General features: G+C 67.8%; 15 protein-coding genes and 1 tRNA gene. 5 read left to right on the plus strand and 11 right to left on the minus strand.

All coding sequences use genetic code 11. From position 1 onward, the window contains the following. Positions 1–24: 24 nt before the first annotated feature. The 6 genes from SMN802W_RS0103740 to SMN802W_RS16340 all read right to left on the minus strand — a co-directional run bounded on the left by SMN802W_RS0103740 (position 25) and on the right by SMN802W_RS16340 (position 7,707). The gene (locus tag SMN802W_RS0103740; protein ID WP_019515552.1) at positions 25–654 is read right to left on the minus strand and encodes a nucleotidyltransferase family protein; all 630 of its coding nucleotides are present in this window, start codon (positions 652–654) and stop codon (positions 25–27) included. Then, a complete protein-coding gene (locus SMN802W_RS0103745; protein WP_019515553.1) occupies positions 651–1,622 on the minus strand; it encodes an XdhC family protein in 972 nt (323 codons plus the stop codon). Before SMN802W_RS0103745 ends, SMN802W_RS0103740 begins: the two co-directional genes overlap by 4 nt. A 20-nt stretch (positions 1,623–1,642) precedes the next feature. Continuing rightward, complete coding sequence (locus SMN802W_RS0103750; RefSeq protein ID WP_019515554.1) at positions 1,643–3,847, minus strand: xanthine dehydrogenase family protein molybdopterin-binding subunit; 2,205 nt, start codon at positions 3,845–3,847, stop codon at positions 1,643–1,645. Positions 3,848–3,929: 82 nt separating this feature from the next. Further along, on the minus strand, positions 3,930–6,185 hold the full coding sequence (locus tag SMN802W_RS0103755) for a xanthine dehydrogenase family protein molybdopterin-binding subunit (protein WP_019515555.1): 2,256 nt from the start codon (positions 6,183–6,185) through the stop codon (positions 3,930–3,932). Beyond that, a complete protein-coding gene (locus SMN802W_RS0103760) occupies positions 6,182–7,147 on the minus strand; it encodes an FAD binding domain-containing protein (protein ID WP_019515556.1) in 966 nt (321 codons plus the stop codon). The genes SMN802W_RS0103755 and SMN802W_RS0103760 overlap by 4 nt, the downstream gene beginning before the upstream one ends. Next, positions 7,144–7,707 carry a 2Fe-2S iron-sulfur cluster-binding protein gene (locus tag SMN802W_RS16340; protein WP_019515557.1) on the minus strand — a complete coding sequence of 188 codons (564 nt, stop codon included), beginning with the start codon at positions 7,705–7,707 and terminating at the stop codon, positions 7,144–7,146. Before SMN802W_RS16340 ends, SMN802W_RS0103760 begins: the two co-directional genes overlap by 4 nt. 115 nt (positions 7,708–7,822) lie before the next feature. Between SMN802W_RS16340 and SMN802W_RS0103770 the strand changes: the two genes are divergently transcribed. Both SMN802W_RS0103770 and SMN802W_RS0103775 read left to right on the plus strand, forming a co-directional pair. Then, positions 7,823–8,821, plus strand: a complete 999-nt coding sequence (locus tag SMN802W_RS0103770; protein WP_037523254.1) for a glycerophosphodiester phosphodiesterase — start codon at positions 7,823–7,825, stop codon at positions 8,819–8,821. A gap of 67 nt (positions 8,822–8,888) precedes the next feature. Then, a complete protein-coding gene (locus SMN802W_RS0103775) occupies positions 8,889–9,104 on the plus strand; it encodes a hypothetical protein (protein ID WP_238560102.1) in 216 nt (71 codons plus the stop codon). Positions 9,105–9,147: 43 nt separating this feature from the next. Here SMN802W_RS0103775 and SMN802W_RS16345 read toward each other — a convergent pair whose 3' ends face one another. Together SMN802W_RS16345 and SMN802W_RS0103785 are read right to left on the minus strand one after the other, a co-directional pair. After that, positions 9,148–9,531 (minus strand): hypothetical protein, encoded by a 384-nt coding sequence (locus SMN802W_RS16345; protein ID WP_156818713.1) that lies wholly within the window; start codon positions 9,529–9,531, stop codon positions 9,148–9,150. Between the two features lie 25 nt (positions 9,532–9,556). Beyond that, complete coding sequence (locus tag SMN802W_RS0103785) at positions 9,557–11,122, minus strand: L,D-transpeptidase family protein (RefSeq protein WP_019515560.1); 1,566 nt, start codon at positions 11,120–11,122, stop codon at positions 9,557–9,559. A 285-nt stretch (positions 11,123–11,407) separates the two neighbouring features. On the opposite strand from SMN802W_RS0103785, the gene SMN802W_RS0103790 reads away from it, so the two are divergent. Then, positions 11,408–11,481, plus strand: a tRNA-Gly gene (locus SMN802W_RS0103790). A 22-nt stretch (positions 11,482–11,503) separates the two neighbouring features. On the opposite strand, the gene SMN802W_RS0103795 is transcribed toward SMN802W_RS0103790, so the two are convergent. Further along, positions 11,504–11,881, minus strand: coding sequence for a hypothetical protein (locus SMN802W_RS0103795; protein ID WP_019515561.1), 378 nt, complete (start codon positions 11,879–11,881; stop codon positions 11,504–11,506). A gap of 105 nt (positions 11,882–11,986) precedes the next feature. On the opposite strand from SMN802W_RS0103795, the gene SMN802W_RS0103800 reads away from it, so the two are divergent. Both SMN802W_RS0103800 and SMN802W_RS0103805 read left to right on the plus strand, forming a co-directional pair. After that, the gene (locus SMN802W_RS0103800) at positions 11,987–12,754 is read left to right on the plus strand and encodes an SDR family oxidoreductase (protein ID WP_019515562.1); all 768 of its coding nucleotides are present in this window, start codon (positions 11,987–11,989) and stop codon (positions 12,752–12,754) included. After that, complete coding sequence (locus SMN802W_RS0103805; RefSeq protein WP_019515563.1) at positions 12,751–13,701, plus strand: hypothetical protein; 951 nt, start codon at positions 12,751–12,753, stop codon at positions 13,699–13,701. Before SMN802W_RS0103800 ends, SMN802W_RS0103805 begins: the two co-directional genes overlap by 4 nt. A 5-nt stretch (positions 13,702–13,706) precedes the next feature. Here the strand turns inward: SMN802W_RS0103805 and SMN802W_RS16350 are convergent, their stop codons facing one another. Both SMN802W_RS16350 and SMN802W_RS0103815 read right to left on the minus strand, forming a co-directional pair. Continuing rightward, entirely contained in the window at positions 13,707–14,414 is a 708-nt protein-coding gene (locus tag SMN802W_RS16350) for a CbtA family protein (RefSeq protein WP_037523138.1), read from the minus strand. 16 nt (positions 14,415–14,430) lie between these two features. After that, positions 14,431–14,661, minus strand: a complete 231-nt coding sequence (locus tag SMN802W_RS0103815) for a CbtB domain-containing protein (RefSeq protein ID WP_019515565.1) — start codon at positions 14,659–14,661, stop codon at positions 14,431–14,433. Positions 14,662–14,720: the final 59 nt, after the last annotated feature.

Here is a 14,720-nt window from a genome sequence, read left to right on the forward strand (position 1 = left end):
CGTCGCGCACGCCGTCAGTGCGCCTCAGCCCCCATACCGCCGCGTGCCCGGCAGCGTCAGCGCCTCCGGCGCGTGGACGAGTTCGCGCAGGCGTTCGAGTTCCTCCGCCGTGTCGACGTCGATCAGCTCGGCCGCGTTGGTGACGACGTGACGGCCGGCGCGGATCAGGTCGCGCGCGCCACGGTCGCCGGTCAGCGCAAGCAAGGTGTCGAAGTGCGCGCGCGCGAACAGCGCGGGCGGCTTGGGCGAGACACCGTCGCTAGAGGCGACCACCGCGTCACTCGCATCCGCGGCGTCGAGCAGGCGGTGTATGTGCGCCGCAGTGACGCGCGGCATGTCGGCGAGTGCCAATAGCACCGCGCTTGCTCCATGTTCCTGCGCGCAGGCCACGCCCAATCGCACCGAGGACGCCATGTCGCCGACCGGATCGTCGTTACTGACCACCTGAAAACTGTGCGGCGCGAAGTCGATCGTGCAACGCGGCGAGGTGATCGCGACACGGTGCTGGAACGGCACGGCTTCGAGCGCGACCGCGACGTGGAGGCCGAGCGGGCGGGCGAGGAACGGTTCGTTCAGCTTGCTGCCGACATCGCCGAAGCGCGCCGACTTGCCCGCGGCGAGCAGGACGAGAACGGTGTCCTCCGCCGCAATCACGCGAGCACGGCTTCGGCGGCGCAGTCCACGCCCACGTCGGAGGCCGGTGCGGACAGGTGGAAGGCGTGCACCATCGCCGCGGCGATCGACAACGCGATCTCGGCCGGGCCGATCGCGCCGATGTCGATACCGACCGGTCCGTCAATACGGTCGATCTGCGCCTCGCTCAGCCCCGCCGCCGCGAGCCGTTCGCGGCGCGCGGCGTGGCTCTTGCGGCTGCCGAGCGCGCCGACATAAGCGGCGTTGGTCCTGAGTGCGGCGATCAGCGCGGGGTCGTCGATCTTGGTGTCGTGGCTGAGCGTCACCACCGCGGTCGACGGACCGGGGCGATACGCCTCGACCGCCTCGTCAGGCCAGCGATCGTCGAGCGTGACGTTGGGAAAACGCTCCTCGGTCAGGAAACGCCCGCGCGGGTCGATCACCACCACCTTGATCCCGAGTGTCGTGGCGAGCGCGGCCAGGCTCTGTGCGATCTGGACCGCGCCGACGATCAGCAGCCGGCGCGGCGGGGCGTAGCGGTTGGCGAATAACTCACCCGTCTCGACTGGACGCAGGTCGCTGTGCCCGGTTGCGAGGTCGGTCGTGACGGTCACGCCCTGTCCATGATCGCGCGCCTCGGCGATGCGGTCGAACAATTCGGGGTCGAACCCTTCGGCGGAGACGGGCTGGACCATGACGCTGATCTGCCCGCCGCACGGCAGCCCGACCTCCCACGCGCTGTCATCGGCGACGCCGTAGGTCTTGACCTGAAAGGGTGCGCCCGCGATCACCTGCGCGGCGGTGTCGAGGATGTCGCCCTCGACGCAGCCGCCCGACACGGAGCCCTCAAACCGGCCATCGGCGTGGACCAGCATGTGGCTGCCCTTTGGCCTTGGTGCGGAGCCCCAGGTCGAGACCACGGTGGCAAGCGCCAGCGGCTTGCCCTTCCAGGCGGCGGCGGCGGCGAGGACGGAATCGTTATCGGTCATGATCGGTTCTCGTGTGAGGCTCAGACCGGCGGCAGGCCGGCGAGCAGGGTGTCGAGCGTTGCGGGCACGTCGCGCACACGCACGCCGGTCGCGTTGTGGATCGCGTTGATGACCGCGGCGCCCGCGCCCGAGATGCCGAGCTCGCCGACCCCCTTCGCGCCGACCTGATTGGCGGCGTCGTCGATCTCTTCGATGAAATGGACGTCGATCTGTGGCACGTCGGCGTTCACCGCGACGTGATACTCGCCGAAGTCGGGATTGACGAAGCGGCCGCTGCGGGTGTCGACGACCGCCGCTTCGCCGAGCGCGTAGCTGACGCCCCACACCATGCCGCCGATGATCTGGTTGGCCGCGGTTTTTGCGTTGAGCACGCGGCCGACGTCGAACACGCCGAGCATTCGGCGCACGCGCACCTCGCCGGTGACCGCGTTGACCGCAACTTCGCAAAAGTGCGCGCCGTGGCTCGCCTGGCTGGTGCGCTTGGCCTGTTGTCCGGGCGACGACTTGCCGCGCCCCTCGATGGGTTCGCCGCGCACGAGATCGGCGAGCGGCACCTCACGCCCGCCCGCCGCGACGCAGCCGTCATGCAACACCAGTTCAGCCGGCGCGGCGTTCATCCTGAGTGCAAGTTCGGCGAGCACGTCCTCGCACGCCAGCACCACTGCCGCGCATGCGCTGCCCGCGCCGAACGACCCGCCCGAGCCGGCGCTCTTGGGATAGTTGGTGTCGCCGATCCGCACGTCGACCTGGGATGCATCGACGCCCAGCACCTCGCCCGCGGTCTGCGCGAGAATAGTGTAGGTGCCGGTGCCGATATCGGTCATGTCGGTTTCGACCGTGACGCGCCCGTTCGGCTCCACCCGCACGTTCGCCGCCGCGGTGACGGTGAAGTTGCCGCGCAGCGCCGCCGCCATGCCGATGCCGATCAGCCACTCGCCCTCCAGCGTGGTGCCCGGATCGGGCACGCGCTCGGGCCAGCCGAAGCGGCGCGCGCCTTGCGTGTAGCAGTCGAGCAGGCGACGGGTGGAGAAGGGCTTGGAAGAGGTCGGATCGAACGCCGGCTCGTTGCGGCGGCGCAGCTCGATCGGATCGAGCCCGAGCTGCTCGGCGAGCTCGTCCATCGCACACTCTATCGCGAAGGTGCCGATCGCCTCGCCCGGCGCGCGCACCGCGCCGGTCGGCGGCAGGTCGACGCGCGCGAGCGCGGTCCGGAACACGCGCGTGTCGCCGCTGTAGAGTGGGATCGAGCCGAACGGGATCGGTTCCAGGAACGCAGCATCGTCGTTCTGATAGGCGACGCCCTCGTGCGCAATCGCGCTGATGCGGCCGTCGTGGTCGCAGGCGATGCGGATGCGCTGGCGCGTCTCGCTGCGATGGTGGACGAGGTAGGCGGTCTCGCGTCGGGGGAGCGCGACCTTGACCGGGCGACCGAGCTTCTCCGCCGCGATCGCCGCGAGGATCACCTCGGGGCCGACGCCCGTCTTGCCGCCGAAGCCGCCGCCGACGTAAGGCGCCAGGACGCGCACGTGATCGTCGGCGATGCCGAGCGCCTTGGCGATCGTGCCCTTGGCCGCGCCGATCACCTGATTGCTCGAGCGGACGGTCAGCCGATCGCCTTCCCACCAGGCGGTGGTGGCGTGCGGCTCCAGCGCGGCGGGGAAGTGCGCGGGGGTGGTGTAGGTCGCGTCAAAGGTGACGGGAGCGTCGCGCATCGCGCCGTCGAGGTCGCCCTTGCTGATCGGGGACAGGAAGCCGATCTCGGGCTTATCCTCAACCGGTTCGACCGAGAAATCATAGCGGCCCTCGCGTGCGTCGAACGAGACGCGCACCAGTGATGCCGCCTCGCGTGCAACTGCCTGGCTTTCAGCCACGACCGCGGCGACGGGTTGCCCGGCGTAGAAGATGTGACGTTTGCCCTGCTCAGCCAAGCGGCTGGAATTACCTTCGCCCGCCATGATCCGGGGATCGTCGTGGATCACCGCGAGGACGCCAGGCAGTGCCTCGGCCGCGCTCGCGTCGATGCCGGTCACCTCGCCCGCGCCGACGGGTGCGCCGACGATCGCGAGATAAGCGGTGCCTTCCGACGCATCCTCGAACGCGTAGGTCGCCGTGCCAGTGACCTTCAGCGGCCCCTCGATCCGCGGCAGCGGAGCACCGAGCAGCCCTTGCACGGCGCGCTGCAGCCCGCCCGGTCGCTCGGCCGTGTCGATCGCCTGTTCGGTCACCGTGACGCTCCCCGCTTGAACCCGTCCAATCTAGGAAGCGCGCCGCGCCCGCGCCAGCCATGGCAGACGCGATGCGACCGGTTTACACGTCGAATGGCAGCTGCTCGATGATCTTGTCACAGGTGATCGGAAAATCACGCACGCGCACGCCCGTTGCATTGTAGATCGCGTTGGCGACCGCCGCGCCCGCGCCCGAGATGCCAAGTTCACCGATCCCCTTGGCGTGGATTGGATTGACGTGCACGTCGCGCTCTTCGAGGAAGTGCACCTCGAGATGCGGCACATCGGCGTGCGAGGGCACGTGATATTCCGCCATGTCGCGGTTGACGACCTTGCCGTTGCGCTCGTCGTGGATCATCTCCTCGGTCATCGCAGAGCCGATGCCGAACGTCATGCCGCCCAGACACTGCGACCGCGCGGTCTTCTCGTTGAGGATGCGCCCGGCGGCGAACACCCCCAGCATCCGCTCGACGCGCACCTCGCCGGTCACGACATTGACCTTCACCGCGCAGAAATGCGCGCCGTAGCCGGCCTGGTGGAACTTCTTCTCCTGCTTGCCGGGCTCGATCTGGCCGATCACGCCCATATTCTCTTCGATCAGGTCGGTGATCGCGACCGAGCGGTTGTCGCCGATCGCGCGCCCGTCCTTGAGCGTCATGTCCGCAACCGCGACGCCCATCGACTTGGCGAGCTTCTCACGAATTTTCTCGCAGGCGAGATAGACAGATGACCCGGCCGAGCCCGCGCCCCACGATCCACCCGATCCTGATGAGGGCGGTGCCTTGCCGTCGCCCAGATGCACAACGACCTTATCGATCGGCAGCCCGAGCGTCTCGGCGGTGATCTGCGCCAGGATGGTGTAGGTGCCGGTGCCGATATCGGTCATGTCGGTGTCGACGACCGCGCGGCCGTCGGTGGTCAGCGTGACCTTCGCCGCCGATTTCATCAGCTGGTTTGATCGCACCGCGGACGACACGCCCATGCCGTGGAGCCACTCGCCGCGGCGATCGCTGCCCGCCTTCTTGCGCTGCGACCAACCGAACAATTGCGCGCCCTTCTCCAGCGCGGGGATCAGGTTGCGGCTGGAGAAGGGGATCTGCTTTTCCGGTTCCTGCGCGGGTTCGTTGCGGCGGCGCAGCTCGATCGGATCAATCCCGAGCTTCTCGGCAAGCTCGTCCATCGCGCATTCGAGGCCCATCATGCCGACCGCCTCGCCCGGCGCGCGCATCGAGCCCGCGGCGTTCAGGTTGAGCGCGACGAGGTCATGATTGATCTCGCGGTTTTCACCGCCGTAGAGGAAGTGCGTGCCGACCGCGACCGGCTCCCAATATTGCTCGTACGGGGTGTTGGTGACGAGCGAATTGTGGCTCAGCGCGTCGATCTTGCCGTTCGCATCGGTACCCAGCCGGATACGCTGCTCTGTGTTCGAACGGCGCACCGTCGCGTCATAGACCTGCTGTCGTGCAAGCACGATCTTGACCGGGCGGCCGAGCTTCTTCGCCGCGACCGCGGCCGCGACGCTCTCGGGCGCGATGCCGAGCTTCGAGCCGAAGCCGCCGCCGACGAAGCGCGCGATGATCCGCACCTTGTCCGCCGGTACACCCAATGCCTTCGCAAGTTGCTGCTGGTCGCTCGCCACCATCTGATAGGCGCCGTGCAGGATCAGCGTGCCATCGCGCCATTCCGCGATCGAGGCGTGCGGCTCCATCGCGGTCGAGTTCTGACTTGGCGTGGTGTAGGTGACATCGAGCTGGACCGGCGCCTCGTTGAACGCCTTCTCGAAATTGCCCTGCTTGCTGTGGCCGGGGATTTGGTCTTCCTTCGGCTCCTTGCCCTGATCCTTGTGCGCGGCGAAGACGTAACTGGCGTCCTTCGTCTCATGCTCGATCCGGACCGCGGCGGCGCCGTCGCGTGCGGCCTCGAACGTTTCCGCGACGACGACGGCGACCGGCTCGCCGAAATAATGCACCTCCTGCACGCCCTGCGGCGGCGCGGTGGTCGCACCGCCCTGACCGGGGCTGCGGATGAACGTGTCGTAATCGGCGATGACGTCAATCACGCCGGGCAGGGCGCGCGCGGCGCTGTCGTCTATCTTGGTGATCTTGCCCGCACCGAAGGTCGCGCGCACCAGCACGCCGTAGCTCAGTCGCTCGGCGGGATATTCCGCCGCATAGGGCGCGCGGCCGGTCACCTTCAACGGCCCCTCGACGCGGTTGATCGGCTTCCCGATCACGTCCTGCGCGCCATGGTCGAGGAAGCTGTTCGGACGCGGCTCGTCCATCACCAGTGCGTTGGTTTCCGCATCATCGGAGCCGAACAATTTGCCAAGAATGCTCATGCGGTCAAATCCCTGAGGGTCGCGATCAGCGTGCGCCGTACGAGCGGTATCTTGAAGTCGTTCGAGCCGTAGCCCTTGGCGTCGGCGAGCAGCGCGTCGGCGGCGGCCTCGAACGCCTCGGTCGACGGTGCGCGGCCGACAACCGCAGCCTCGACCGCCGGATTGCGCCACGGCATTGGCCCGAGACCGCCGAACGCGAGCGCGGCGGAGGCGATGACACCATTCTTCACCTCGACCACGCCTGCGACCGAGACGAGCGCAAAGGCGTAGGAGGCCCGGTCGCGCACCTTGCGGTAGACCTGCTTGCCCGCCGGCGGGGAGGGCAGCTCGACGTGGGTGATAAGTTCGCCGGCCTCCAGCACGGTCTCGATCTGCGGTGTCTCGCCGGGAAGACGGTAGAAATCGTGGATTGGAATGCGACGCTTGTCGCCGTCAGCCTTCTGCGTAACGATCACGGCATCGAGCGCGCGCATCGCCACCGCCATGTCGCTCGGGTGCGTCGCAATGCACTGTTCGCTGGTACCGAGCACTGCCAGAATGCGGTTGAAGCCGCCGACCGCGTCGCATCCCGAGCCGGGCTGACGCTTGTTGCAGCGTGAGGCCGTGTCGTAGAAATAATAACAGCGCGTCCGCTGGAGCAGATTGCCCCCGGTCGACGCCTTGTTGCGCAACTGCCCCGACGCACCAGCGAGCAACGCGCGGCTGAGCACCTCGTACTTCTCGACGACGCGCGGGTCGGCGGCGAGATCGCTGTTGGGAACGAGCGCGCCGATCGTCAGGCCGCCGTCATCGCGCTCCTCGATCGTGTTCAGGTCCAACCGGCTAATGTCGACCAGCCGCTCGGGCGTCTCGACCTGCAGCTTCATCAGGTCGAGCAGATTGGTGCCGCCCGCGATGAAGCGCCCGTTCGCGCGCGTCGCCGCCTCGATCGTATTGGCGCGTTGGTAGTCGAAGGTCTTCATGCCGACACCTTCTCTTGTGCGGGTTGCTCGGCGGCAGCACGCGGCGCGGGCTTGATCGCCTGCTCGCCCGACTGACCTGCGACCTCGCGGATCGCGTCGACGATGTTGGGATAGGCGGCGCAACGGCAGATGTTGCCGCTCATACGCTCGCTGATCTCCGCGTCGGTGAGCGACACCTGATCGAGGTCGCCGGTGACGTGGCTGGCCCAGCCCTTCTTCACCTCGTCGAGCATCCCGACCGCCGAGCAGATCTGCCCAGGCGTGCAGTAACCGCACTGGTAACCGTCATGCGACACGAACGCGGCCTGCATCGGGTGCAGGTTCTCGACCGTGCCAAGCCCCTCGATCGTTACGATCTCGTCATCCTGGTGCATCACGGCTAGCGAGAGGCAGGCGTTGATGCGCCGTCCATTCACCAACATCGTGCACGCGCCGCACTGGCCATGGTCGCAACCCTTCTTGCTGCCGGTCAGCCCGAGGTGCTCGCGACACAGGTCGAGGAGCGAAGTGCGGACATCGACATCCGCTTCGTAGGTCTTTTGATTGATGGTGAAGCGCATGGTCCGCCTTTTCGCTGCTCATCCCATAACGTGCGTTATGCGCTTCATATCCCTGCGAATCATTCTCACAGCCTTGTCGCTGGCGTCCGCGTCGGCGAGCGCGCAGGATACGCGGATGAACGCTGATCTCGCCCGCACGCGCCTGTCCTCGCCGCTGCTCGTGATCGCGCATCGCGGTGCCAGCGGCGAGCGGCCCGAGCATACGCTGGCGAGCTACAGTCGCGCGATCGAGCAGGGCGCAGACGTGATCGAACCCGATCTGGTGCCAACGAAGGACGACGTGCTGGTCGCGCGGCACGAGAACGAGATTTCAGAGACGACCGATGTCGCCGACCACCCCGAATTCGCCGCGCGGCGTGCGACCAGGACGATCGACGGGCAAACGCTGACCGGCTGGTTCACTGAGGATTTCACGCTCGCCGAGTTGAAGACGCTGCGCGCCAAGGAGCGGTTGCCCAAGCTGCGCCCGTGCAACACCGTGTGGGACGGGCAGGAGACGATCCCGACGCTGGCCGAGATCATCGCGCTCGCCAAGGCGCACGGCGTCGCGATCTATCCCGAGACCAAGCACCCCAGCTACTTCGCGTCGATCGGGCATCCGACCGACCGCCTGCTGGTCGACCAGCTACATGCGGCGGGGTGGGACAGCGCCGAGGCGCCAGTGTTCATCCAGTCGTTTGAAGTCGAGAACCTGAAGCGGTTGCACGCGATGACGCGCATCCGCCTGATCCAGCTTGTCGCCTCGAGCGGCGCGCCCGCCGATGGTGCCGCGACCAGCTACGCCGCGATGATGACGCCGGCGGGACTGGCGGAGGTCGCGCGCTACGCCTGGGGTATCGGACCCGACAAGGCGATGCTGTGGCAGGGGGATGCGCCAAGCGCGCTCGTCGCCGATGCGCATGCCGCGGGCTTGCGCGTTCACCCGTGGACTTATCGCGCCGAGAACGCCTTCGTTCGCGCGCGCTTCCGTGCCGGCGATGATCAGGCCGCGCACGGCGACGTGTCGGGCGAGATCGCCGCCGCGCTGCGCCAAGGCGTTGACGGGTTCTTCACCGACTTTCCTGCTATCGGGGTCGCGACACGCGACGCGTCCGTCGCCGGGGAGAAGAAGTGATGCGTCCGATCGTGCTGGCCCTGGCCGCTCTGCCGCTGTTCGCGACCGGCGGGTGCGTGAGGACCGCTTGGAACGTCGCCACCATGCCGGTGCGCGCGGTGGGGAAGGGGTCGACCTTGCCACGACCAGCCCGCGCGAACGCGACGAGAAATATGTTCGGCAGCAGCGCAAGCAGGCCGAGCGCGAGGAACGCGAGCGGCGCGATTATGAGCGCGCCTGCCGCAAGCAGCACGGCGACTGCCCCCCGTATAACGGCTATGTCGCGGGGCAGCGCGACCGCTGACTGGCCGCCGGCCGCGCCCGTCGAAGCATGACCGACGATCGGCTTACTCGCCGGTTAAGTTGCCGTCGGTCGCGGGCTCGTCCCCACTCGACTGATCGCGCGTCGGCGCAGCAGCCGTGTCACGCGACTGCCCGCGCGTGCTGCGCGCGGTCATGCCGGTCGCGAAGGCATCGTCGTTCATCTGCTCGTCGACCGACCGCTCGGCGGGAGGGGGCAGCGCCTCGCTGGTCGCGTTCAGGTCGGTCGCAGGCAGCGTCTCGGGCGCCGCGCTTTCCGTCGGCACCGGCATCGGCTCCGGCTCGGACTGGTAATTGTCCGAAATCTCGTTGTCGGGCAGCGGCGCCTGCTCGTCCGCCGAGCGCGAGCAGCCGGCAAGCGACAGGATAAGGATGCCGGCAAGCGCGGCAGCGGTTTTCGTCTTCTTCATCATTCCATCCGTTCCCTTTTGCCCGTTACAGCGACGCGAGCGTCTGCTTCGCCTGCCGCGCCTCGACCTTGCTCGCCAGATCGCTGTCCCAATTGTACGGATCGTCGCGGAAGCCGACCTGGCCTGAGGGACTCGCGAACGCGGTCCAGTAGAGCAGGTAGACCGCCACCGGCTGTGCCATCTGTGCGCGCACCGTCTTGCCGGCGGCGACCGTCTGATCGATCTGGGCGGGCTGCCACTGCGGGGTCGTCTTCATCAGCAGCTTGGCGAGCGCCTCGGGCTTCTCCAGCCGGACGCAACCGTGGCTGGCGAGCCGGTCGAAGCGCGAGAAGCCGGCCTGCGCGGGCGTGTCGTGCAGGTAGACCGCGAAATCGTTGGGGAAGTCGAACTTGTAGCGGCCGAGCGCGCTCTTTTCCGACGATTGCTGCAGCCGCTTGCCGCCGCCGCCGGTGTCGATCACGCGAAAGCCGTTGCGCTTCAGGTAGCCCGGATTGGCGCGTTCCTTGGGCCACAATTCCTTGTCGGCGATCGAACTCGGCACGTTCCACGGCGGATTGAGCACGACCGAGTGGATCGAGGAGACGAGCATCGGCGTCTCGTTGCCCGGACGCCCCGTCACCGCCTTCATCGACATGACCGGCGCGTCACCGTCGAACACGGTCAGCACCGCGGCGGCGACATTCACCTGGACGCGGTTCTGCTCCAGCTGCGCCGGCAGCCAGCGCCAGCGCTCCATGTTGGCCGCGATCTGCCGCATTCGCGCCGCAACCGGCACGTTCAGCGCCGCCAGCGTCTGCGCGCCGACGTCGCCCGCAGGGTTCAGGCCGTAGCGCCGCTGCGCGCGGCGCACCGCGGACAGCAGGTCGGCGTCGAACTTGTCGCTACTCGCTGACACCTGCGAATCCTCCGCCGCGAGCCGCTTGCGCAAGGCAGCGACCGCAGGGCCCGAGCGGCCGTACTTCAACTCGGGCGAGGCAGGGACCGTGCCCCAACCGCCATCAGCCGCGATCTGGCGATAGCGCGCCAGCCCGACGACCAGCGCATCATAGCCGGCATAAGGCGGCGGCAGCGAGGCAACCCAGGCGGCGAGCCGGTCGCGCTCCACCGCGTCGACGAAGCCGGGCAGCGGATCATAGGCCTGCGGGCGGATGCCCCAGTCGCGCTCGAAATCGCTCGCGTCGAGCCGTCCGGCATGCACCGCGCGTGCGTGGTCGAGCGCGGCGCGGACCAGCGCGTCGCCGGTCTTGTCGCTCATGTCGCGCGGACTGCCCTGGCGCAGCCCCTGCCGGACTTCGTCCTGCGCGATCAGCTTCGCCAACTCGCGCGACTGCGCGTCGGACAGGCGCGGCAGCGGCTGTGCGATCATCCGTGCGGCAGGGGACGTTGCCGCAGGCGTCGCAGGCGCAGGCGTCGCGGTAGCCGGCGAGGTGACGGGCTGGACGGGCGGGGGAATGATCTGCGCCGACGCATGGCTCGCGATCAGGGCCAGAACGGCGGTGCTCGCGCCACCGATGACGCGAGTCAGTGGCGTGTTCCGTGCATTCGCACGCTTTTCATCAATCCAAGCGCCGAACGCGTTCAACGTTTCCATCACCTTCTATCCTCAACTCACGGCCGTGCCGCGTCATAGCGTGCGCATCATGCGCCACGATGAACGCCAGCGAAATACGTGAACGCCGCGTTGGATGCACGGAGGCAAACAACGTTTCGTCGTACCTGCGCACTCGGTTCAACGATGGCGGACCGGCTAAGTTTTTAATCCTGCCCGCATTTCTTACCGCTTGATGGCGTGCTGCGCCGCCGTCAAACGTCCCGCTTGCACGCGTGCGGGTTCTCGAATAATCGATGGCTTCAAGGCCGCGCGGAAACGCGCCGGGCGGGTATAGCACAATGGTAGTGCAGCAGCCTTCCAAGCTGAATACACGGGTTCGATTCCCGTTACCCGCTCCATCCATCTTCCTGTTGATGGACGCTATGGCTTAGCTGCGGATGTCGCTTGCGACTTGGGGACAGCCTTGGGCGCGGCGTCGGCAAGGTCGGACACGCTCGATTTCGCCTCCAGTGCCTGAACACGCTGTGTCAGCAGGTCGAGGTCGATCTTCTCCGGCGTGACCTCAAGCGCGCCGACCCGTTTCTCCAAATCCTCGACGCGGCGGGTCAGCGTGTCGCGCGTCACCCGGTCCTCGACTGCCGCAATGTCGTTCTTCATCGCCGCCACGTCGTTCGCCGCCGGATTGCTCGGTACATCCTGCGTCGCGGAGCTCGGCTGACCGCACGAGGCAACCAGCAGCGAGAGGACGAGGGCACGTGCTGGGTGGTGCGTTCGTGAAGGCGGCGAAGGGTCGGTCATGCCTGGTGGATAGGGCAGCCGCGATGGTTGCGCCACCGTCGTGCGCGCGCGTGCAGCCGATCGGGGTTGCCGTGAGTTAAGCGCATAACATCGGTGGAGGAAAGTATGACGGCGCGGACGATTGTCGTGACAGGGGCGGAATCGGGCATCGGTGCAGCCTGTGCCGAGGCGTTCGGCGCGGCCGGTGAGCGTGTCTGCGTGATCTATTTCTCGGATGCCGCGGCGGCGGAGAAGACAGTGGCGGCGGTCACCGCGCGGGGCGGCGAAGCGATCGCCGTGCAGGCCGATGTCGCGAACGAGCAATCGGTCGAAGCCGCCTTCGCTGCGGTTGAGGCGAAATGGGGTGCGGCCGACGTGCTGGTCAACTCGGCCGGGCTGAACATGACCGGCGTCACCGTGCGCGCGATGACGCTGGCACAGTGGCAGCGGTTGTTGGGCACCGACCTGACCGGCGCGTTCATCGTCTCGCGCCGCTTCCTGTCGGGACGCGGTGAGGCGAAGGCGGATGCGTCGATCATCCACATTTCGTCGATTCACGCGTATGCCGTGCGCGCGGGCGGTGCGGATTATTGCGCGGCGAAGGGCGGCCTCTCAAACCTGGTCGAGACGCTGGCGATCGAGGAAGCGCCGCGTGGTATCCGCGTTAACGCGATCGAGCCGGGCATGATCCTGACGCCGATGAACGCGCGGGCGCAGGCCGATCCGGTCTACCGCCGCACGCTGGAGCAGAACATCCCGATGGGTCGCGCCGGCGATCCGGCGGAGGTCGCAGACCTCGCGGTGTTTCTCGCCTCGGACAAGGCCCGCTACATCACCGGCGCGCGGATCGTCATCGACGGCGGTCTGTCGCTGATGCAGGCGCTCGGCGCATGAGCGACGCGTCCGTTGCCGATCCGCACCGCAAGGACGCGGTCGCCCCCGCCGAGATCGCGCTCGACTTCAACGTAAAGCGGATCGAGGTCGTGCAGGTCGACGGGCCGCCCGCGCTGATGGCGCGAGACCTGATGAGCCCGTATGTCTGGCAGGAGCCGGATGGTCGCTTCGGCATCATGGTGCGCGCGGTCTGCCGCCCGGGCGAGGTGATGACCGACACGGGACAGATCTGGAGCGGGTGGAGCGACGACGGCGTCCGTTTCACGATGCTGCCCGCGCCGTCGATCGTGCCCGGTCCGGACGCGCACGACGCGGGCGGGGTCGAGGACCCGACGGTGGTGCGCACCGATGACGGCTATCTGGTCTATTACTCGGGCGTGCTCGCCGACCACGCGCACGGCGAACTGTCCTACGCCAGCGGTCTGTCGCTCGACCGGCTGACCAAGAGCGGCGTCGCGCTCGCCTCGTCCAAGTCGGAGGGGAATACCAAGGAAGCGACGGTTAACCGCACAAAGGACGGGCGCTGGCGGTTGTTCTACGAATATGCCGCGGACGAAGCCTCGCGCGTCGGCCTAGCGGTCGGTCCGGCCGCGGCGGGGCCGTGGGAGGAGCAGCCGACACCGTTCATGCCGCGTGAGAACAGTTGGGACGACTGGCATCTGTCGACCGGCCCGCTGCTGATCGACGATCCCGACATGCCGGTGATGTTCTACAATGGCGCGACGCGCGACGCGCGCTGGCGGATCGGCTGGATCGCGTTCGATGCCGATCTGACCCGCGTCGTCGCACGCGGGATCGAGCCGCTGCTCACCCCGCCGCCGGTCGACGATCGCACTGCGACCGACATCGCCTTTGCCGCCTCGGTCGTGGTCGATCGTGGCGCGATCTGGCTATACTACTCGCTGGAGGATCGCCGCCTGTCGCGCGCGCTGATCCGTCGCAGCTGATCGGTTCAGGCGGGGCGTGCCAGCTCACGCTCCGCCGCGCGGCCGAACAGGTCGGCGGTGGCGAGCCAGAACACGCCTTGCGTGCCGATCGACGCGAGGCGGAACTGCCACAACAAGCTGGCGGGGAAGTCGGCCGGTACTTCGTCGATCACCGGCAGCAGCAGCTGTCCGATCGCGACAACAGCGACGAACACGCCGGATGCGGCAAGCAGGCGGTCGACGCTAGTGAGCCTGTGCGTGCGCCGGACCGTCCATCCTGCGGCGATCGCCGCCAGCACCGATAGTGCCAGCATCGCGAAATAAGCCGCAGTGCGGATGCGCACCGTCTCGTGCAGTCCAACCGCGGGCGGGGTCGGCGGATATTTGATCGCGGGCACCACCACGACGACGACGAAAGCGGCGAGTGCCAGCAATAGCGATAGCTCGCGCGCACCCAACCGCGACACGCGACCATGGAGCGCGGCGAACAGGATCGCGAACAGCCCGCCCAGTGCCGTGCCGTACAGGCCCATCGCGGTGAACAGCCCCCACGTCTTCTGCGTCGCGCGCGATACGAGCTCGGGCTCCGCCGCCATGCCGGGCATGACGTGGCGCGCCTCGAGTGCGATCGCGGCATCGATCTGCGGCTCGGCAAACAGCAAGGCGAAGGTGGCGGCGATCAACGCGCCGACGAGCCCGGCGAGCAACCCTCGCCAGAGCAATGACCTGGTCATGACGGCGTCCGCCGGATCAGTGGCAGGGAAAGCCGAGCAGGTGACGCCCGTCGTGGACGTATTCGTGGACGTACATGCCGTTGAAGAGCGCGAAGGCGCCCTGTTCGGTGCTGACGAAGTACAACAGGATCAGTGCGACGACGAAGGCGAACACTGCCCAGGGCGCGATGTCGGCGAGCGGAATCGGCCGTGCGGCGGGAGCAGCAGCGGCGAAGGGGCTGGGACGGGTGGCGGTGCGGGTCGTCATCGTGTCGCTCCTGTCCGGGTGAACGCGCCCGGCATGGGTGATGGTGTCGGGCGGGGTCT

The sequence above is a fragment of the Sphingomonas sp. Mn802worker genome, assembly GCF_000382485.1.
In the GTDB taxonomy this organism is placed as follows: domain Bacteria; phylum Pseudomonadota; class Alphaproteobacteria; order Sphingomonadales; family Sphingomonadaceae; genus Sphingomonas.